14 protein-coding genes, 4 pseudogenes and 1 other annotated feature are annotated in these 20,573 nt (G+C 50.2%); of the genes and pseudogenes, 7 read left to right on the forward strand and 11 right to left on the reverse strand.

The window, feature by feature from the left end; genetic code table 11:
* The 3 genes and pseudogenes from ACBR42_RS15440 to ACBR42_RS15450 all read left to right on the forward strand — a co-directional run.
* Positions 1-183 (forward strand): annotated as a pseudogene (locus ACBR42_RS15440) (transposase); the annotation flags it as partial.
* A gap of 112 nt (positions 184-295) precedes the next feature.
* Positions 296-1,516: a WavE lipopolysaccharide synthesis family protein gene (locus ACBR42_RS15445; RefSeq protein ID WP_371208595.1), complete on the forward strand. Its 1,221-nt coding sequence runs from the start codon at positions 296-298 to the stop codon at positions 1,514-1,516.
* A 129-nt stretch (positions 1,517-1,645) separates the two neighbouring features.
* Positions 1,646-1,939 carry a transposase gene (locus ACBR42_RS15450; RefSeq protein WP_371208604.1) on the forward strand — a complete coding sequence of 98 codons (294 nt, stop codon included), beginning with the start codon at positions 1,646-1,648 and terminating at the stop codon, positions 1,937-1,939.
* Between the two features lie 348 nt (positions 1,940-2,287).
* On the opposite strand, the pseudogene ACBR42_RS15455 reads toward ACBR42_RS15450, so the two are convergent.
* A pseudogene (locus tag ACBR42_RS15455) lies at positions 2,288-2,587 on the reverse strand (transposase domain-containing protein); the annotation flags it as partial.
* 56 nt (positions 2,588-2,643) lie between these two features.
* Here ACBR42_RS15455 and ACBR42_RS15460 point away from each other — a divergent pair.
* Together ACBR42_RS15460 and ACBR42_RS15465 are read left to right on the forward strand one after the other, a co-directional pair.
* Positions 2,644-3,854, forward strand: a pseudogene (locus ACBR42_RS15460) (IS3 family transposase).
* Positions 2,922-3,038: a sequence feature (AL1L pseudoknot), on the forward strand. It overlaps the preceding pseudogene by 117 nt.
* 38 nt (positions 3,855-3,892) lie before the next feature.
* Positions 3,893-4,231: pseudogene (locus tag ACBR42_RS15465) on the forward strand (IS5/IS1182 family transposase); the annotation flags it as partial.
* A 33-nt stretch (positions 4,232-4,264) separates the two neighbouring features.
* On the opposite strand, the gene ACBR42_RS15470 reads toward ACBR42_RS15465, so the two are convergent.
* The 10 genes from ACBR42_RS15470 to ACBR42_RS15515 all read right to left on the reverse strand — a co-directional run bounded on the left by ACBR42_RS15470 (position 4,265) and on the right by ACBR42_RS15515 (position 16,773).
* Positions 4,265-5,401 carry a WavE lipopolysaccharide synthesis family protein gene (locus tag ACBR42_RS15470; protein ID WP_371208596.1) on the reverse strand — a complete coding sequence of 379 codons (1,137 nt, stop codon included), beginning with the start codon at positions 5,399-5,401 and terminating at the stop codon, positions 4,265-4,267.
* A 56-nt stretch (positions 5,402-5,457) separates the two neighbouring features.
* Entirely contained in the window at positions 5,458-6,207 is a 750-nt protein-coding gene (locus ACBR42_RS15475) for a capsular biosynthesis protein (RefSeq protein ID WP_371208597.1), read from the reverse strand.
* Positions 6,204-7,823, reverse strand: a complete 1,620-nt coding sequence (locus ACBR42_RS15480; RefSeq protein WP_371208598.1) for a phosphotransferase — start codon at positions 7,821-7,823, stop codon at positions 6,204-6,206. The genes ACBR42_RS15475 and ACBR42_RS15480 overlap by 4 nt, the downstream gene beginning before the upstream one ends.
* The gene (locus ACBR42_RS15485) at positions 7,823-8,224 is read right to left on the reverse strand and encodes an HAD-IIIC family phosphatase (RefSeq protein WP_102325124.1); all 402 of its coding nucleotides are present in this window, start codon (positions 8,222-8,224) and stop codon (positions 7,823-7,825) included. The genes ACBR42_RS15480 and ACBR42_RS15485 overlap by 1 nt, the downstream gene beginning before the upstream one ends.
* A 713-nt stretch (positions 8,225-8,937) precedes the next feature.
* A complete protein-coding gene (locus tag ACBR42_RS15490; RefSeq protein ID WP_110548335.1) occupies positions 8,938-9,585 on the reverse strand; it encodes an ABC transporter ATP-binding protein in 648 nt (215 codons plus the stop codon).
* 85 nt (positions 9,586-9,670) lie between these two features.
* Entirely contained in the window at positions 9,671-10,840 is a 1,170-nt protein-coding gene (locus tag ACBR42_RS15495) for a capsule biosynthesis protein (RefSeq protein WP_110548336.1), read from the reverse strand.
* Between the two features lie 124 nt (positions 10,841-10,964).
* The gene (locus ACBR42_RS15500; RefSeq protein ID WP_371208599.1) at positions 10,965-12,125 is read right to left on the reverse strand and encodes a polysaccharide biosynthesis/export family protein; all 1,161 of its coding nucleotides are present in this window, start codon (positions 12,123-12,125) and stop codon (positions 10,965-10,967) included.
* 631 nt (positions 12,126-12,756) lie between these two features.
* The gene (locus ACBR42_RS15505; protein WP_371208600.1) at positions 12,757-13,977 is read right to left on the reverse strand and encodes a glycosyltransferase family 4 protein; all 1,221 of its coding nucleotides are present in this window, start codon (positions 13,975-13,977) and stop codon (positions 12,757-12,759) included.
* A gap of 17 nt (positions 13,978-13,994) precedes the next feature.
* Positions 13,995-15,284 carry a capsule biosynthesis protein gene (locus ACBR42_RS15510; RefSeq protein WP_371208601.1) on the reverse strand — a complete coding sequence of 430 codons (1,290 nt, stop codon included), beginning with the start codon at positions 15,282-15,284 and terminating at the stop codon, positions 13,995-13,997.
* Positions 15,285-15,339: 55 nt separating this feature from the next.
* Positions 15,340-16,773 (reverse strand): hypothetical protein, encoded by a 1,434-nt coding sequence (locus tag ACBR42_RS15515; protein ID WP_371208602.1) that lies wholly within the window; start codon positions 16,771-16,773, stop codon positions 15,340-15,342.
* A gap of 690 nt (positions 16,774-17,463) precedes the next feature.
* Here ACBR42_RS15515 and ACBR42_RS15520 point away from each other — a divergent pair.
* Both ACBR42_RS15520 and ACBR42_RS15525 read left to right on the forward strand, forming a co-directional pair.
* Positions 17,464-18,819: an LTA synthase family protein gene (locus tag ACBR42_RS15520; protein ID WP_371208603.1), complete on the forward strand. Its 1,356-nt coding sequence runs from the start codon at positions 17,464-17,466 to the stop codon at positions 18,817-18,819.
* A gap of 505 nt (positions 18,820-19,324) precedes the next feature.
* Complete coding sequence (locus tag ACBR42_RS15525; protein ID WP_110548340.1) at positions 19,325-19,936, forward strand: sterol desaturase family protein; 612 nt, start codon at positions 19,325-19,327, stop codon at positions 19,934-19,936.
* The last annotated feature ends 637 nt before the right edge of the window (positions 19,937-20,573 follow it).

A 20,573-nucleotide genomic window follows, 5' to 3' on the forward strand; every position in this document is an offset into this window, starting at 1 on the left:
ATCGGGCCGAAGGCTTCGTCGTCCTGCCCAAACGCTGGATCGTGGAGCGCAGCTTTGCATGGCCCGGACGCTGCCGTCGCCTCACGAAGGATGTCGAGGCAACAATCTCGTCATCCCACGCGTGGTTAATGATTGCCCCATATCCGCAGAGTTCTGAGGAAAATCAATCAAACCGCTTTCTGATTCAGGCTCTGAGTGATTTGAAGACCGTCATTGATGACGTTATCATTTTAATATAAATATGATATATAATTAGTCACATTCTATCGCATAAACAGATGGGTAAAAATAAAATATGACTAACAGTACAATAAAAAAAGATGACATAATAAATTCTTTGTCAATCGTAGTGCAAGGACCTTTATATGACTGGAATATAGTCCAGACTGCCCAATTAATATCGCAATGGCGGAGTATTTTCCCAAAATCTAAAATTATTTTTTCGATATCGCAATCGGATCTTATAATTTTCGAGGGTTCAGGAATTATTCCTAAATTACGTATTGTTAGAATACATAGAAACAATATTGTATTCCAAGATGCATTGGCATTAATAGATAAGTTTTGCGATATAGTTGTTATGTCGGACTCGGCCATCGTGTTGCCACCCGTCAAAAGCGGCCTTCGTGAAAATAATTGTAACCTCCAGATAGAAGCCGCCAAAGCTGGACTCAGGCTGGTAGATACAGATTATGTTTTAAGAATTAGAAATGATATTGTTTTTTCAGATACATCATTAATAGATTACTATATTGATAATTACAATCTTCCCCGCGGAAAATATGCCGCGTTAAAGCAACGTGTATTAATTTCTGAATTCTTTACGCTTAATCCATTCACATTTGAAAAACTTCCTTTTCACTATAGCGACTGGATGCATTTCGGTCTTATCGAAGATGTAAAAAAATTATGGGATGTTCCATCCTATGGCATAATTGATGCCACTTATTATCAGCGCAATACTTATAAGAAAGGCTCCGGACCACGGGAAAATACGTTTATTAGCCGATATGCTGTCGAACAGTATCTAGCCATAACTGTTTTCAAAAAATTCTTTCAGAATATAAAACTAGATTACCACAATGACACGACATCAATAAATGAGTCTCTTTATATACTCGCAGACAATTTTATAATATCTGATTTTACAAAAACAAAAATTTACTTTGCAAAATATCAGCACATAATGCGACACAACAATATTAATATTGTATGCATGACCCATGAAGCATGGAAAAAAATTATTTTCAATGCAGAGAAAAATATTAATATTAAACATTTATTCAAGAAAGAAATTGAAATTGCAAATAAATCACTCAAAAATAATCCAAATAATGAGGATTTCCCTCCACCAAAAGATATAATGACAAAAATTTTCTTTAAAATATTGATTTACTTATTGAGTGAGAATAAAAAAAATAAATTGAAAAGAAATCCGAAGAAGTTCTTCGCCGATTCCAAAAACTCTATTACAAAACGTTTTGGAGAAAAATATATCTCTTCAATGGGTCTATAAACCAGATTTCTTAATCATATTATTAGAGCTTGTTAGGTCTTACATAACAGAACAGGCTGCACAGCTATTTATGATGAGCATGAGCAGCCTGTCTTTTCTGATCAGGCCTGGTCTGTCCTGGAGCCGCTGATCGAGGGAGTCCGTCCGAAGGGCAAGGCCCCGCCGAGGAACCTTCGACGGACGATATCGGTGATTTTCTGGTGCCATCAGAACGGCGCGAAGTGGCGCGCCCTGCCGTCCGGGTTTGGTCCCTGGTGGATTGCCGCACAACTGTTCATTCGCTGGTCGAAACCCGGTGTCTGGCAGCGCCTGTCTGAAAAGGTCAGGGGCACGGACCCGGCGCCGGGCATGGTTTTTCCTGATGGCACGACGATCCGTGCCCATCACAAGGCGGCCGGGGCCGCCAAAAAGAGGATACAGTGAACGCCACAGGGATCGTGAGGCGCCCGGCCGCTCATGTGGAGGTTTTGGCACTAGGGTTTGCTGAGCTGCGGATGGACGTGGCAGGGCACTGTCTTTCACGCTTTCGCCCGGACAGGCACATGAACTGCCATCCGCGTAATCCGTACCCACCGACCTATGTCGTCTGTGATCGTGGATATTCCTCGCATAAATTCCGTGAATATCTCTGGAACCGGGGAGTTCGTCCCGTCATTCTACCAAGGAAGAATGATCCGGAAGCCGCCTGTCCCAAATGGTCTTACAGACACCGGCATCTGGTCGACAACCTGTGGGCGAAGCGTAAGCATCCGGGGAGTGCCGCGTGCGTGTTCAGGGGGCATGGATATTCTGGTGCTGTCCTGAGGTTTTCCAGTTCCATGGCAGGAGTTCGTGCAGGCGTGAGACCGGCAGATCGTTGATCCGGGCAAGGACGTCAGCGAGCCAGGCGTGGGGATCGATGTGGTTGAGCTTGGCGGTGCCGATGAGGGAATACATGTCGGCGGCGCGCTGCCCACCGCAATCGGAGTCGGCGAACAGCCAGGCTTTTCTGCCCAGGGCGATACCGCGCAGCGCGCGTTCGGCGGCGTTATTCGTCAGGCAGATCCGTCCGTTGTGGAAGAACCGGGTAAAAGTGAATTGCCCCGGGTTTTGTGGAGACAGCAAGACCCGTGAGGTAAGAGACAGTGATGAGTAACAAATTGAAGCGTTTTCCGCCTGAATTTCGTGAACGTGCAGCCCGCATGGTTCTGGAGGAAGAGAAGAACCATCCTTCGCGATGGTCAGCGGTGATGATGATCGCTCCAAAGCTGGATATTCACCCTGATACGCTGTCAAAATGGACCCGTTTACATGAACGGGCCAATGCGCCTGCAGTGAGTGACCTCCCTGATCGGGAGAAGATCAGACAACTGGAGCGGGAAAACCGCGAACTGCGGCAGGCCAATGAGATCCTGCGCAAGGCGTCAGCATATTTTGCCCAGGCGGAACTCGACCGCTGCTTCAGGCCATGACGCGCTTCATCGATGAGCACCGGTAGGCATATGGTGTCGGGTCAATCTGCAGGGTTCTGCCGATTGCGCCATCTGTCTATTATGCTTTTGTGACCAGACAGAAAAATCCTTGTATGCGCAGCCAGAAAGACAAAGGACTGTGCGATGAAATCCGTAGGGTATGGAACGATAATTTTTGTGTTTATGGAGCGCGTAAGGTCTGGCATCAGCTCAGACGCGAAGACAGGAATGTCGCCCGCTGCACGGTAGAGCGGCTGATGCGCCAGATAGGACTGAAAGGTGTCATTCGTGGCAAGGGGGTCAGAACCACACGGCCAGATCCGCAACGCCCCTGCCCACAGGATCTGGTGCAGCGCCTGTTCCATGCGCCAGCTCCCAACAGGCTGTGGGTTTCGGATTTCACTTACGTTTCCACATGGCAGGGCTTTGTGTATGTCGCTTTCATCATTGATGTATTCGCCCGCGTGATTGTGGGCTGGCGCGTCTCATCAACTGCCCATACCGACTTCGTACTGGATGCCCTGGAGTAGGCTCTGTGCCAGAGGCAGCCCGAGGGGAAAGTGACCCATCATTCCGACAGGGGCTGTCAGTATGTGTCCATTCGCTACACGCAAAGACTGGCTGAAGCAGGCCTCGTTGCCTCTGTCGGAAGTGTTGGGGATTCCTATGATAACGCCCTGGCCGAGACCATAAATGGTCTCTACAAAACCGAACTCATCTATCGGCAGGGGCCATGGAAAAACAGGGAAGCTGTTGAACTGGCCACACTCAAATGGGTGGACTGGTTCAATAATCGCCGCATTCTGTCATCCATTGGAAACATCCCGCCAGCAGAAGCTGAGGCTCGCTTTTATGCTCAGCAGAAATTACATGCTTTAGCCGCTTAGTTCAGATAAAAAACGTCTCCACAAAACCCGGGGCTATTCACATTGCCGTCGATATGGACGGACGTCTGTTGATGATCAATCTTGCTTCTGCCGATATCTCGGATAGTGCAGGTGCCCAGATGATCTGGCCCTGGATAAAGCACCTGTTCGCCTATGGCGCCTGCGATCGGCTCAAGCTCATGGACAAGGAAATTTATCTCGACTTCGTCATTCAGATCATCCACCACCGCGAGGGTGCCCGAGCGTTTGGGGCGCTGCCGCGCTGATGGGTCGTGGAGCGAACCTTCAGCTGGATGACCAGATGGCGGCGCCTGGTCCGGAATTACGAGAGTCGCACCGACGTATCAAAGGTCATGATTATCGTCGCCATGGGGGCCGAAACGCTCATCCATAGATTTTCTAAACTGGCTCTAACTACTTCTGTACCAAGCAAGAAAGCGGTTAACCTTTTTAATAAAACGCCTAAACAGAGCTGTTCTGCGATCATGCGCCCAAAACATTCTGTCATGTGATATTTTTGTTTGTTTTGAAAAAACTTTATCAATATTATTTTGTGGATCTTCTATAATTTCATCTAAAATAGCCTGTGACATACATTCGATCCGTGTATGCTTGCTCATTTTTCTTACAATATGCTGATATTTTTTTATATAGGCATTCATATCTCTTAAATTAGCTACAATGAAATTATCTGCCATAATATACAAAGACTCTTTCACGAATTTTGTATCATTATGATAATCAAGCTTCAAATGCGGAAATGATTTTTTGAAATAAGGAAAATGTATATACTGTTCACAAGCTAGCCTGATAAGAAATCTTTTTTCCAGTAGGTTTGTATTTTTTAAAAAATGATTGCTCTGATAGTAAACACTATCTGGAAAAGAGATTTTCCTTACACATTCCCATAAATCTTTTATGTCTTTGCTTAACCCAAAATGGAACCAGTCACTATAATGGAACGGCATTTTATATAGTGTTATGGGGTTTATCGTAAAAGTTTCTGATATAAGAACTTTTTGAGAGAAGACTCCATATTTTCCTCGTGGGCTAAATAGATTATTTTTATATATTTCTATAAATTTTTTACTTGTGAAGCATAAGTCACTTCTGATTCGAAGCGTGTACTTTCTGGAAACGTATTCCAGACCTTTCCTTGCAGACTCTATCTGTAGGTTTATATTATTTAAAGAATTGGTATCATTTTTTATTGGCGGAAGTGGTATTTCATCACGAGATTTTACAATGATATCTGCACAATCAAACAGAACTTTTAGAGAATTTCTTTTAGTTGTATCAAATTCAGCGACCGTCGTTACAAAATCCTCTGGGAACAATCCAGAAATATGGTTCCCAGATTTCAGAAAATCACATGATGAAACTGAAAATATAATTTCTGCCTGCGAAAATAGCTGGCGCCAATGACGACAGATCAGAGCACAGTCATTAAGGTTCGTCTTTAATAAAGGACCCTGCATGACGATGGAAAGCTGTGCTCCATCCTCAGCAAGGCCCTCTAGCTCTTTAATAATAAATTCGGCAGACAAAAAAATCTCCAGACTCAAATATTAACGCATGTATTAAATTAACAAGCGTAGTCCATTCAGTTTGAAGTGAAGATGTTAGCTAATTTTTCGCCATCATCTGCAATCAGAGCTTCATATTCCGCAGGCACGCCACAGAATATAACGTCTTCCTTAGGAACAACGGTATATCCGATTTCTTTCCCAGCTTTGATCAGATGGTTATAGATCGGAGCTACATACAGTTCGTTCTTGCTTGGATTTTTCCGTTCTTCGTTCAAGGCCCAACGGAAAGCATCAACCTGGGCAAACTGATAAAGTCCTGTGCAGCAAAAGCGCGAAATCGGCTCTTTTTCAGTAGTGCGGATAACGCGATTCTGATCGCTGCCATCGGGTTCGACAAACGACCAGTTATCGCCTTCGCCTACGAAGGTTTCCAGATAACCATCTTTCTGGTGAAGCTGCGCAGGAAACGTAAAACCAGGGCGGAAAGTATCTATGTTAAAAATAGTCATGCCGTTGGGGCCAGCATCCGTGATACCATCAATGCCATGTTCAACGGTTTCCGCCTGCCCTGCCGTCATTTCATCAAGGATCACGAGGCGTGCATTGGTCACTCCAAGGGCATCCAGACGCTGACGAACAAAATCTGGCGTATCAAAATCCCGGCGCATGACAAAAGTAAGGGTATCGTCCTGAGCGGCCTTGATGAATCCCATCACGGAATAATCAAAACAGGTATGCTTGCCAAGCGGTAGCATATACTTGGGCTTGGCATATCCGGCTTCACGAAAACGACGGCTCATCCCGACCATAGGAAAAATAATCACGCGCTTGTCTCCATCATCTCTTTCAGTCTGAATGCGTTGGCGAGTATCGCTTTCTGGCGCTTCTTGTTGGTTGTATGGAGTGGTAGCATGCTCAGGAACAGCAACGCTGTCATCGCGATGGCCGAACGGTCCATGCAGGCATATTTTCCCACACGCGTGTTTTTATAGAGATTCAACAGATGTTCGCGCGCCGGGTCTGAGCCGAAACTCAGATCCAGGTTATAATCGGAAGATTGCAGATCAAACCTGTCTGCGATCAGGAAATCATAAAACCCGAATATGGAATGCCCAAGTTTGGAAATATCGTAGCGCGCATCCCCGAACATGGTAAGGGTGCCATTTGACAACATGCCCCGCGGATCTACCACGTTGACGCGGTTTGAGCGGAAATTATAGAAAATATTTCCGAAGTGGAAATCACCATGCCACATGGTGATGTCTTCCTGCGTGGTGGGCGGAATGGCCGCGATCAGTTCTTCACCAAGTGCCTGCAATGAAGGTGCAGCCTTGCCATTGTAACGCCATTCCTTTGTCAGGGAGATGTCGTTGTCCCGTGCAAAGGTTTCCAGTCGCTTACCTGTCTTTCCCTGGATCATATCGTTAAAGAAGATCGCAGGATAATTATCACCGATTTCAAAAGCCTTGGGCCGGATGGACTGCATTTTCCCAAGGAAATCCATGCAGTTGCCCAGAATTAGTTCCCATGTATGGCCAGGAAGTCGCCCAAAGCAGAAGAGTTCAGATATCAGGGGAAAATATAGATATTCCAGTTCATAGCTATACGTTTCCGCAAGGCCGGCATCAATGAAATGCGGCGTATAGGGACGTAGCTTGGGAGGCAGATTCCTGAACCATTCTGCTTCCGCAAAAATTTTACGTTCGGGAGTTCCCGTTTTGACTACCGAGCAGCCATCACTCACGATGCTGTTAAAGGACCGGGCCAGCAGTTCACGGCAACGGGACTGATGGTAGGTATAAAGATGGCCAAAATCCAGCCACGTTATGTCGTATATGGGTTCAAGCGTATTTTCCTGGGCATATTCATTCAGAACTTCAATGAAGCTCCGCTTATGCACCAGGTTCGACTGGACAAGCCCCTTGAACGCGTCGCCGTTATGGAAATTGAAGAAGCCAGCAACGATATCGGTGGTCCGTTCGCTGTCGCGCTGATACTCGTAGAAAACGCACTGACCATCTTTAACTTCAAACTCGCTCCACCGAGCAAGATGATGGGTACCGCCAGCGGCAAAACCATTTTGCGGCCAAGGCGACGCGCTTTCGATCAGCGTATCGCCAAATAGAACATATACAGAATTGCCCTTCTCTACAGAAGCAAGTCCCTGCGACAGACTTTCCAAGATGGACGCCGTCGGCGGAACCCGTTCAATATGGATATTGGCAGCTTCAATACGCTCCATATCATAATGAGGCAGAGTATAGTTATCAGGCAGCACAATAATGGGCTGTGCATTCAGTGCGGCTGCCTGCTTCAGCTGGTCCTCGTAAAGACGACGACCGCCATTAGGAAGAAAAGCAGGTGGAAGAGTTCCAAATTCTGCAACCAGTTCCGGGCAGATATATGCCCCGCTCAGAATGATAAAGTAAGCGCTGCTCATTATATTTTCTCTTTATTGAGAAGTTCTGTAATCTGATCGTAGCTTAGATCACGAAACTCAGACGGACGAATCGCTTTGTCGTCCACATAAAACCCATCATTTCCACACCAGGGCTTACCAACGACGATTGCATCATAAGGCACTTTATGCCTCTCGAGCCATTCCGTGATAATGGGCAAAGTGTTCTTTATGATGGCCGAGACATCGCCATTGTATGTCCGCATATTACGGCTTGTGTGGATGGTAATATGAAATCCGTTTTTCTTATATTCACATATTTTTTTTATAACATCTGGAATGGGGGCGGCTTGGCTATATTTTAAAGCAGGATCTTCGACCTGATCTTCATTTTCATACGGTGTGCAAATCGTATAATCCAAGTCAATTACAAGATTCTTCATCTTATCTCCTGCCAACCCTACGTAACGCGCTATATGATGTGGTCGCCCATTATATCATCTCCATTCTGTTTGGAAATGTTATTGGTGTTTTAGTATCAGGTTGATGACGCCCTGTTTCACGCAACGGGAAGAGAATTTCATAACCACACGCAGATTGTCCGAACCATAGACAATACAGCAGTCGCAAGCTTTGCATCCAAAACCGGTTAGGTCTTGATGTAACCTATTGAGGCAGCAATGAGAATGACGGAGAAGAAGGAGGCGTCTATCTTCTCGCTATTGGGAGCGCAACAGCCCGCCATCCCTTGAACCCTTTGCCCATAGATTTCAAAGCAGATGCCGATGCTCATAAACCCATTTGGGACAGGCGACTACCGGAACTCTGCGCGGATGTAGAATGCTTGGACGAAAGCCACGGCTCCAGCTGATAAACCGGTTGTATAAGGTCTTGTGCAGTTCATATGCTCCCGTATCATCTTCCGCCCATTACGAATCACATACATGGTCCCACTGCATGTGACGATCGTCCTCGCGCGGCCATACGCCTGCAAAAAACAACTCAATCCGTATCATCTGACTTTTTGATAGTAAAAAATAGGCTGCCCACAGGCTTGACCTTCTACAAACCTGTGAATTACCCACCGTGGAGCGTCTAAACAGTTCAACAAATCGGCCATGATTCTAAAATTATGGGAATTACTTTTATATTTTATTTATAAGGAATGATATAAATCAATACCATCCTGCACACTTGGGCATTCTATCATTTTTCGATTGTGAATGACTGCACTTTTATCACATATCTCTTTAATAAAGTTCATATCATGTGAGACAATAATAAGGGCACGATCGGCACGCTTGATAAAGAGTTCGTCCCGACAGCGTTCAAAAAAGCGAGCATCGCCCACCATGATGACTTCATCAATAAGATAGCAATCAAATTCAATAACTACAGAAAGAGCGAATGCCAACCGAGCCCGCATTCCTGAAGAATACGTCTTGACTGGATCCATTAATTGTTTCCCAAGTTCCGAGAAATCATCAACGTATTTACGGGTTTTTTTGTAATCAAGATTATAGATGCGACAAATAAATCGTAGATTATCCAGTCCACTTAAGCTTCCTTGGAAGGCACCTCCAAATGCAAGGGGCCAGGAAACTGACATATTGCGTTGAACCCGACCGGAAGTACTCAGTTCAACACCTCCAAGAATCTTAATGAGTGTTGACTTACCCGCGCCATTCCTTCCGAGGATTCCTAGCTTTTCTCCACGCTCAACTTGGAAACTGACGTGATCAAGAATTCGCCTTGTCTGCCCGTCTACATGATAATCTTTAACAATATCAATACAACGCAACATGTCAGGATTTTTTCCTTAAAAAACTGAAAGGCAGAAGGCCTGCCTATTCAGCGAATATTCAGGATGAATCATAGGTTACACATAATCACCGGAGGTGGCGTTCCTGTGCACCGGCAATAAGCAGACGACCCATAACAAAAAGTCCCAGACAGGAAAAAAAGACAATGACAAGTACAACGATATTGCGAGGATATTCGGGCCAATCAGCGGCATTTGGCTGAGCGACTTCATCAACGTAGATCATCTGCTGGTTTGCCTGCTGCTTAGCTCCTTCAAGCGATGCAACATTACTGAGCAAAATCCGCTGCTGGATGTCCCGTTGTACCATAAGGTCTTCATACCCGGTAATCTTGGGCACGAGGGATGTATCGGACCCTGTAATCTCACTTCCTGATTTCTTGATCTGCTCAGACAGGACATCGGCCTGATGCTGGTAAGCAGATATCAGGGGACTATTGGGAGCAGCCTCGCGTAGCTGATTCAACTGCATCTGGGTAGATGTCAGCATATTCTGAAGGCTGGTAACAAAACCAACCATGGGGCCAGATTGCCGCATGGGGTCAATTAAAGCGACAACATTACGATATTCAGCCAGCTTCTGGTTAAGATCGCGCAGCTTGGATTCGGCTGTCTTCACTTCTGCGCTAGTTGCGCGAATCAGGTTTTCCCTCTGACGTTGGTTAATATCGTTTACAAGGTTCTCGCCAGCGTCCAACAAAGCTCGGGCAATTTTTTGAGAATCCTCTGCACGGAAAGTACGAACCGTCAGAATAGAAATATTGGTTTCCGAATCCTGTTCAACCAGAACATGTCTTTTGTAATAATTATAAAAATGCTCAAAGTTTCTTTGAAAAAGAAAAAATGGGTACCGCGCCAGAAAATCCGCCTCAGGGCGAGAATACACATCCAGCAATTTATTTTGCTTGATAAGCAGTTCAGCCGCATCACGTGATTGCATATAATCCTGAACTACATACGTATTTTCAGACGTGGAGCCGCTCCCCCCGCTACTGGATTGCAGAATACTGCTCAGGGATATACCCGACTGGGCTGAATGCCCACGCACTACAAAATGCGCTTCAGATATGTACTGCGGTGTTGCTATGAGCGATAAATAAAGGAATGTTATGAACGTTGGGCCCAGAACGAATATAACAAAGTATATATGCCCCCGAAACCAGTTTAATATCTTGGTCAGCAGGGAGTCCTCCTGATACTGATCTTCACCATCATGAGTGTGTATGTCGATATTCATGGAGCATCATTCCGGTCAAAAACGCAGGAGAGGATATTGGGCAGAGCTTTTCCAAGGATATGATCACCCATACAGGGCATTACATACATCCTCATAAAAACCTTATGTTCCTGGCGCCTACTCATTATTTTGCTATCCAAGCCGCTGTAATGCCTGGCGAAACAAGAGTACTGATTAATCCGAAGAATTTATAAAATTTATTACTTGAAGAATTGGCGACGTACAGTAGATCCCGGTCACGCATCATGAATTTATCTGCCAGAAAATAATTACTAGGATTCATCATGTCGAGTTGATAGATAACTGGCCCAGTAGTTGCGTTTTCATCAATGGGCATGCCCAGATGACGCAAGACATCAGCACTTTCAAAACGGAACAGATAAACCGCGTTTGGATCTGCCCGGGAATCTATTGGACCACCCACACGTGAGATGGCCTCGGCCATGGTCAGTGTCGGCGTTGAAAACTGGGTCTGGGTAACCTGTCCGCTCGCACCAAAAACCGTGTAGCTACGCGGCTGAAAGACAAGTTGCACCCGGTCGCCCGGCTGCATGACAATATTCTGCTGTGGATCGTTTTCTATGGTTTTCAGGGGCAGTTCGGCAACCTGCTCGTTGCGTATCAGCCTGACCGTATAATCTTCATCCGACTGGGTTGTATGATCTTCTCCGCCCGCAAGAGCGATGACATCCAGAATCCGCTCCTGATTCGGTGTCAGGGTTATACGACTGGGATGCCGGACGCCGCCATAAACCATAACTGAATTGGCAATATCAGAGACAATGCGCACCACGACCTGTGGCGCCATTGATTTCTGCTTGAGCCTGGCAGTGATGGCCAGAGAGACATCATTGGTGGTCATTCCAGTAACATGGATCTGACCGGCAAAAGGAATTTCGATGTTGCCGCTTCCATCCACATTGACAGGTGGCAGACTGGAAGCGGTAGACGAAGTGGGCATCGCATTGGTGCCCCCTGCAGTAGATGCAGCCATCGTCGCGCTGCTGGGACTGAAAATCGCACTGCCGACTTCATATATGGATATTTGCAGAACATCCCCAGGGCCAACCGTATCATTACTGGCATGAGAGGCGCTCCCAGCAGTTTCGACGTCGAAACTGCTGAAAAGTGGAGGAGCCTTACTTTGTAGCAAAGCTACCAGTTCGGGGCTAATCTGAACGATGCCATAACCAAGGTTATTTTTTTTCGGGTCACGCTGCGAATGTTTAACCTGAGCTTCTGTTGGACCGCTGTCTGGCAGCGAATTGCATCCCGCCAGAAGCAACAATCCCCCCCCGATTGCGACAAGGCATCCTCTCTTCAGGGCAGGAGATTGTATTGGACCCAATTTTTTCAACAGACAGAAGATGGTCAATGGGACACCGCAGATAAAAGTTATGGTAGAGCCGATATCAGACCCGCAAGGCGCACCTACATGCCTACAGATATGAAAGCTGAGAATTGAAGGTCAGACCTTTTATCAGATTCTATTTAAACTGGCCATATGCACAGGGTAACCCCTTCAAAAAATGAATGGCTCCGGCTGAAGAATCTACTTACGATTCCGGTTCGGGCCATAAGCTTTAAGACAGGAGATGCAGCGTGCTGTGATATGGATTGCGCTGTGAATGTGTAAGCGCAGCAATCCATATCGGGGTTGCAGGACGTTGGCAGTTCTTTAGCGTTCTGAACATATTTTTGATGTGATGGCTCCTGTTATGCAGATGCCAGTAGCAATCAGACCTTGATTGCCGGTTTTTTCGGCGGATACAGGCTGTGATACTCTGCCCTCCCGGCGGCTGCCAGATTTTGTTACTTTCCTGAATCTGATTTCCTACAATTTCTTCAGTTTTATCCAGAAAATCCGCCACCAGTATATCGTTGCTCCCGGCAAGCAGGGAATATCCAGGCAGCCCTCAACCCGATATGTGATGTTCAGTCGCAATGGCATCCGCAAAAGCAACGCCTTCGGCCGCGCGGACGGGCCAGTCGGCGAAACCGAGTGGTGCAATCTCTGCGGGACCGGGTCTTTTGGGATGGCGGTCGGGCATATGGTCCATGATGGCCGTCTGCCATGCCGGTCCATTGGTGGGGTCCAGATAAAGTGCCACATCCCCCGCAACTTCCCTGAAAACGGGCAGGTCGCTGCATATGCAGGGAACACCCAGCATCAGGGCTTCAGCCAGAGGCAGGCCAAAACCTTCCGCAAAGGAGGGGAACAGCAGTCCCTGCGAACGGCGCAGCAGGGCGACAACCTGTGGATCTGACAGGTCATTATGTTCGATAACATGACCCTGAAGGGCCGGACAGCGCTCCAGCATGTCGAGGACGTTTTCGTTTTCCCAGCCCCGACGTCCGACCAGTATCAGTTGCGGCGCGTGCTCCCCCAGTTCCTGAACCATGTTCCGCCACTGGTTGAGGAGCAGAAGATGGTTTTTCCGGGGTTCGATGGTGCCAAGGGAAACGAAGTAGGGCCGCTGGTCCTGCGATGTGCGGGGCATGGTTGCGGTCTCTTCGCGCATTGCATGCAGGTGCAGGCCGTGCGGAATGGTTTTTACCGTTATCTTCCGTCCCGACCGGACGATGAAGGGGGCAAGGGAGGCTTCGACTGCCTTGGATGGCACAATGACACCGTCGGCCAGATTCGTAACGGTGGTGATGCGGCGCAGATGACGCTCCGGTTCGGCAGGTCGTGCGTATTCAGGAAATTCGATGGGAATCAGGTCGTGCACCATCGGTACGAATACGGCCCTGTGACGGCGCAGGAAGCGCGCAATGGAGTCAGGACGTGTCAGGTGATGATGGGACACCAGCAGGTATATGCCGCCCGGTTGCACTGCGGAGCCTGATGCCAGCGTCCTGATAAAGGTCAGGTGCCGGGCCGTCCATTTTGCACTGCGGGGCGATACTTTTTCGCCGTTCCATACCGCTTCCATCTGATCGATGAATGCAATGACCTCATCGCGCTGCAGCAGCCCGATATGTCCCAGTGGGTGGATCGCGGTAAAAATGGTCCGCTCTGCTGCGTGGCGCAGCAGATAGCGGACATATTCCACCTCAACCCGATCGATACCTGTGGGTACGGGATTGCCGGCACGCGAAAGCAGCCGCGAAACATCCATAAAAATCTGTGGCATACGACCTGACAAAATATTCATACCCGGTCGTGGGTCACGACAGTAGGCTGGCTTGCGCGCGACGGTTTCCGGGTGGGAAGGTGGAGCCTGAAGTGTGGTGTGCCGCTGGCGACGGTTTCCGATGCGATCCGTTCGGGAGCAGGACTGCGGCTGATCCGCTCAAGCACGCCCTGTATCAGCTGTTTCAGGCCCTGTTCGGAGAAGAAGCCGCCGGGGATCAGGCAGCGGTCAATCAGCACCCGGCGGAAAGCATCATAGGTCGCCTTGTCGGGCGGTGTGGGAGATACCCAGTACGTATCTAGGTCGCACTGATCGGTTACGTCGGGAATGTTGTATACGGCCTGTCCCATCGCCAGCACCGGCACGCCACAGGCAAGCGCCAGCGTGCCCGTTGTGCTGTTGATGGTGACGACACCCCGTGCTTTTTGCACCAGCAGGGCGATGTCGCCCGTCTCAATGTAGAAAACCCGGTCGCCTACCTTATGTTCGCGGGCGATATCATTGATCAGGCTGCGCCAGTCCCGCACACCGTTGTCAAGGGGATGTTCCTTGATCAGCAGGACGGTATCAGATGGTGCATGGGCCGCGAAGGAACTGATGACACGCCGGATCGCTGGTTCCATGCCCGCAAACGATGAATGGAGACGTACCTGTGCATCCGCATCAAGCTGCAATGGAAACAGCATGTAGGGGTGACCGCTATCGGTAATATGCTGCATGATTTCCTGTGTCAGGATTTCAGCAGCCTTGCGGTTACGCAGGCGCTTGAGCCAGCCGATCCCTTCGGTCCATGGATGCCAGGGACGGTAGTCATTCCATTTGTGGAAATACCACCGGGTCAGGATGTCAGCAGCATTATAGGCTACAGCTTCCAGTGCGCGCCTGCGGAAGGATGAGGGAACCGTATTGTGTACTGGTGCGGGTGGCAGACGGGCCGCCTCCGCCCGGTACCACGCAGGGTCACGCGGCAGGCTGGAATTGCCGTTTACCCCGTCCACTTCCAGCGTGACCCAGTCAGGGCGGATATAGCCTTCCTCGAATACATGAACCGGAATGTGGCGCTGGCCGCAGAATTCAATCGCGGCCTTATGCATCGGACGGCAATCCCCGAACAGCATGACGTCCGTAATCTGGTGGCGGTTGATCACGTCTTCCAGAAAGGCGGGCCAGTGCTGCCCGTCGCCTGTATAATCAATGCCATGGGGCAGGCGCCAGAATAGCTGGTCGCCCCCATTGAAATTGATCTTGTAAACCTCATGCCCGCTTTTACGCAGCGCGATCCCGACCATGCGGAAGAAAGGCCCCATCAGTCCCTGAAGCAGAAGAAACCGCCTGGGTGATGTCTCTTTCCTGACGAAAGGATCATGCATCAGGGTTTGCCCTTTTTGTATTTTGTTTCTCACCTGCAACAGGGGTAACCCGTTCCGTTTTCATCTGGCCAAGCCTGCGCCTGACCCGCCCCTGTATTTCGCGCGCGCGCATTAGTAAAGTGGGACGCCACAGCCGTGCATCCTGGATTCTGTCAATAAGCATTTCAGGTTCGCACGGCAGGCGGGTTAGCGGGTCAATATATGACGGATAAAGGAGTAGTGTGCCCGCGACAAGTTCTTCCAGCGTAAGGCTGCGATGCCGACGCGTATGGGGAACCGGCCCCAGATCTGTGGTAAGTCCCCATCCGGCATAAAATGGCGCGCCATAAGTAACGACCTGCACCCCGCGCAGCAGGGCCTCGAACCCGGCGAGGGATGTCAGCGTATGAACCGCATCCACCTTCGACAGAAGGGAGATGACGGAGCCGCCGCGACTGATCTGGTCAGCATATTGCCGTACTTCCGCGTCATTCAATGCCCCCGCGCGATGCCCTGCATTCACGTCAGGGTGAGGTCTGTAAATGACGACAGCGTCCGGATTCCGGGCACGGACGGCGCGAAGCAGATCCATATTGCTGGTAATGGTCCCTCCACCCAGCAGGACCGACATATCATCACTGACTTGACCGGGCACCAGAATGACGGGACGCCTGCCGGCGGGCGCATCCGCCCGTTCGGGTAATGCTCCATCCGTATCGACACCGTATTTGGAAATGCCGCCTGCGACCACCAGGTCGATCAGTTTCCGTGCCCGTTCACGCAGCGTGTCGTCGAAGGGGTGGGTTGCCAGTATATGCTCAAGATCGCTGGGGCGGGACGGATCGTAATAAATTCCCCGCCGGTCGAGAAAAATGGAACACGGTACCTGTAATCCACTGCCCAGACCAACGGACCGTATGAACCCGTCTTCCACCCGCCAGATTTCCAGCCCGGCAGTACGGGCTGCTGCTTCCAGCCCCTGCGGAATGCGCGTGGCCCACACGGCGACACCCTGTGTATCGTGGTCGGACCGGGGACGCCTAATGCGCCGAAGCGCACTGGGATAACGGATAAAGGGTGGTGAACCGGGGGCTGTAGCCAGGAATTCGGCAATCCTGCGCCGTTTCCACAGGGACATGCCCGCGCAGGCCGCGACCTGTCGGTTGGACAGGATCGTGCGACGCCATAGCGTAAGGATTGCGATGGCCTCGCGGCATCCGATCGGCTTTCCGGTATAGGGGTCGATATACCGCGTGCCCCGGATCAGGCGGAGGCAGGCATCTGATCGTGTCCAGACGGTGGGGAGAGCGCCGGTTTCCCTATGTACGAGAACCGGCAGGCCACGCATGGCAGCCAGATCGGCCAGATCATGCGGCCCCGTGCAATGCACTTCGCGCGCGCCATCCAGCAGGGCATGCGGATCGACCTGCGCATCTGTGACGGCCACGCCGTGGCGTCGTGCAATCCTTACGGCTGAGCCGTGGGGATGACGGACAACCAGCAGTATACTTTCAGATGGATAGTGCCGTAGCGCCCATGACAGAAGGCGGGAGGCCAGCTTCTGGTCCGCTGCGGGAAGATGGCCATCGCATATCACGATGGGCCGCGTTACATGCGGCGCTGGACCCCAGAATGCCCCACCAACACGTCCGCTTACGATCAGATTTGCAGTATCTTCATCGTCGGGAGCAAGTGTAGCGGTACGGTCTGCGGGATGACAGGAAGAACGGCTGACAGAAAGGGAAGGCATACCCCTGCGCATTGGGGGGGACCGTAAGAGGGGGGGCATAATTCCATTTCTCATTATTCTTGTTTCATCAGTCCGTGTATCTGTCTTCCTGATTGTCAATATTATGGCGATGCGGCATCTGGGGTGCCTGCATCAGCCGACACGTTATATATTCAGAAAATCAAAAGAGAAGGGTCATTGTGCCGTATCCACTGTTTATGTCCTTTCATGCCGGGTAAGCGGAGTGTGGCGGGCTGGATGGTATGGGGCATGTTCTGCCTGTAGGATGGGTTGGAAAAGCAGGTTGGAATGAACATCGCATCAAACTTTGGATTTCCTGTGGCAGTTTTCGGGACGGCGTTTTTTATAACCTTCCTGACAGAACGCCTGACTCGGCCATCTGTTCAGGTGGGGTGGTCATATGCCCGCTTTGTCATCCATGGTCTGATCATGGGGCAGATCTATGGCCTGTGTGCCTTTCTTTCCGGCTCGGCGTGGCTGTCGGGCTGCGTCATGGTGCTGCTGGCTGCGGTGGGGGTTGTGGCCTCCAACATAAAATGGTCGCTTCTGGGTGAGCCGCTGCTGTTCAGCGATGTGGTTGTGGCGCAAAGTTTCCTGCGCAATCCGAAATTTTATCTGTTTTCCATTCCTCCGCTCGCACGGGTAGCGGTGGTTGCAATCGTGCTGATTGTTCCCGCCCTGTTTATTTATGTCTCCGTTGAGGGGCTGCGACCGGGCACGCGAATCGCCGGGCTGTGCATGGTGGTCGCGGCATCCCTTGGGCTGCGGCTCGTGCCCGTGTCACGCTGGGCACCGGTGCCGGATATAGGCAGGGATATTGGCCGTCTGGGGCTGATCGGTTCGCTTTATCTTTACTGGCGTCGCTGGCAGGCGGAGCCTGATGGTGCTCCACCACCGCCGGTGCCATCCACGACCAGACCCGCGCGGGATGTGGTGGTGGTGGTGCAGTGTGAATCCTTTGCTGACCCGTGCACTCTTGGCCTGAGCGAAACTGCCCTGCCGACCATGAGTGGCCTGCGGAGCGCGCAGGCGGCTGCATCTGCATGGGGCGCGCTACAGGTCAGTGGTTTTGGTGCCTATACAATGCGCACGGAATACGGCGTACTGTTTGGGCGCACGGAAGCACAACTCGGTTTCCGTTATTTCGACCCGTTTCTGACCGCTGCGCGGGAGAAGGAATTCGCGCTGCCATACCGACTGGGTGCGGCAGGATACCGCAGCGTGTTCGTCCATCCGCACGATCTGGGGTTTTACGGTCGAGACCGCCTTATGCCCGCCATCGGTTTCGAGCGCCTGATCGGCGATGATGCCTTCGCCCACGCTGCGTCCACCAGTATGCCCTACGCACAGGACTGTGATGTTGCGGATGCGATCCTTCGGCTGGTCGATGCGGAGGGAGCGGAACCCCTGTTCATATATGCCGTGACCATGGAAAATCATGGTCCCTGGCCAAACGGGAAAGGCGAGGGTGTGGCCCATTACCTGCGCCATTTACAGGGCAGCGATCAGATGCTGGCCACGCTGATGAAGGGTTTTCAGGAGCGGGCCTGTAAGGCCACGCTGGTATTTTTTGGGGATCATCGCCCGTCCATCCCCGGCTCGGTTGTTCCCGGTGGGGCGCGGCATACGCCTTTCGTTGTCGTGGATTTTCCTCTTTCCGGCCATAAAAACGCTTTATCCGCACAGGACATTTCTCCTGCAGGCCTTCATGATCTGATCGAAGCCCGCGCACTGGAACGATGACTGTATGGGGACGCAGAAAGCTGTAACTGACATCCCCAGCGTCACATTCTTGATCCCCGCGATCAGAAGCCTTCGAGGAGGAAAGGTCATGGAGCATAGGCGTGATGAGGAAAAGGCGGCAGGGCGATATCGTCTACCGATATGCAGTTCTGCAATCCCCCATGCACATGATGATACCGACCCGCCCCGGCTTCTATTGCGGGTATCAACCCACACGGGTAAGGAATGCCCGGAGAGAGCGGGGCGCAATCCCTAAACGGCCTCAGGACGGTAGAAACATGACGGGATTGGAAGGAAGTGCGGCTACAATGCAACTCTGCGCACCTGTCTGCGTCCCGTTAAGATGATGGCGGTTTTTTCCATACAGTCCCCCGGACAGGAATGGTATGTCCTTCCCCAAAGGGTTAAAGAAAGCATGGTATTGATACGGTATGCATTAATACCCCGGCTTGTAGAGTTTTGTTAATGCGTCTAAAATAAAAGACTGAAAACGGAAAATGGGAATATGAAGCGCCCGTCCCGATCACATAATGAGGCTCCCGTTCGTCTGTTTCAGAACGAGATTCTTGAGCGTCTGACGCAAATTTCTTTCCGGACCTTCGTATTGGTCTGGAGTGCGCTGTTGCTTGTCCTGCTCATTGTAGGGGGAAAGGCCAGCCATTCCTATGGCGCGTTCCTGCTGGCGACCGGCAGTGGTTTTGCCGTGTGGTTCGTGGTCGAATATTTCACCCACCGTTTTCTTTTCCACCTGCAGCTTCGTTCCCGTATTGGACAGGCGCTGATCTTCATGCTGCATGGCAACCACCATGTTCAGCCGAATCACCCGCTGCGCAACCTCATGCCGCTGGGGCTTTCCATCCCGCTGGCCGGACTACTGTGGGCAGGCGGGGTCATGATCGGCGGCATGGGCAACGGTGGATGCTTTGTTGCTGGCTTTATCATGGGATATGTCATTTATGACGTAGTGCATTATGCCTGCCATCAGTTTCCCATGCGGCTGCCGGTCCTGCGTTCCATAAAGAAACATCACGTTCAGCATCATTATGTTGCGCCAGAATCAAATTTTGCGATTACGGCTATTTTTCTGGACCGTGTGTTCAGAACCAAAATACATTGAGTATATTTTAAGAATTTATTAATGCCTGCATAACAGGAACCTTCAGGGTTCATCAAAAATTTTGAAAATCCCAAACGATTTAAAATAGCCGTCCAATCGTTCTTCAGGCACTCCCTTCCAATTGACGCGGCTTGGGTCCGGACTCATTCTTTAAAATAGAAAATGCAGCTTGCCGCAATGTAGATTGCGGACATGGAATGCACGAGCGCATCGTCCGTATACGGTTGCGTGTGCGTCGCCTGTCTTTCAGTTTTCCAGACATGCAGCGCCTTTTATACAGACGCCAGCCCCGGGAAAGCTTAACTTCCAGTTTTTTCAATAGAATACAGGCCGTGATATTCTGGACAATGAGAAACATCCCGAGCAGATTGCTATCATAGCCCCTGATCGCCAATAACTGAGTTTCTTCCGGCAGCTCCTGTAGAAGAACACAACCCCTGGAGGTCACCGAACGGTCCAGAAGTCAAATGTGCAGACAGGTGGAGGGTTCTAGGTTCTGTTGACAAAAGGTGGAGGGATCGAAGAACTATTGGTCGATGTACCTTGGTTTTGATTTTGGGCTTTTGGCGTGCTGATTGACGCTATCTGGGGTAGCATTCGATCTGCGTTTTGAGCAGATCGAGTGTTGTCCCCTGCT

It is taken from the genome of Komagataeibacter sp. SM21, assembly GCF_041402665.1.
GTDB lineage: Bacteria > Pseudomonadota > Alphaproteobacteria > Acetobacterales > Acetobacteraceae > Komagataeibacter > Komagataeibacter saccharivorans.

Bases quoted from the DNA above. Each gene is read 5' to 3' on its own strand.
- ACBR42_RS15495 (WP_110548336.1), bottom strand. From the start codon at position 10,840: ATGAATATCGACATACACACTCATGATGGTGAAGATCAGTATCAGGAG.
- ACBR42_RS15510 (WP_371208601.1), bottom strand. From the start codon at position 15,284: ATGGGGCCTTTCTTCCGCATGGTCGGGATCGCGCTGCGTAAAAGCGGG.
- ACBR42_RS15480 (WP_371208598.1), bottom strand. From the start codon at position 7,823: ATGAGCAGCGCTTACTTTATCATTCTGAGCGGGGCATATATCTGCCCG.
- ACBR42_RS15485 (WP_102325124.1), bottom strand. From the start codon at position 8,224: ATGAAGAATCTTGTAATTGACTTGGATTATACGATTTGCACACCGTAT.
- ACBR42_RS15505 (WP_371208600.1), bottom strand. From the start codon at position 13,977: ATGCCACAGATTTTTATGGATGTTTCGCGGCTGCTTTCGCGTGCCGGC.
- ACBR42_RS15490 (WP_110548335.1), bottom strand. From the start codon at position 9,585: ATGTTGCGTTGTATTGATATTGTTAAAGATTATCATGTAGACGGGCAG.
- ACBR42_RS15525 (WP_110548340.1), top strand. From the start codon at position 19,325: ATGAAGCGCCCGTCCCGATCACATAATGAGGCTCCCGTTCGTCTGTTT.
- ACBR42_RS15445 (WP_371208595.1), top strand. From the start codon at position 296: ATGACTAACAGTACAATAAAAAAAGATGACATAATAAATTCTTTGTCA.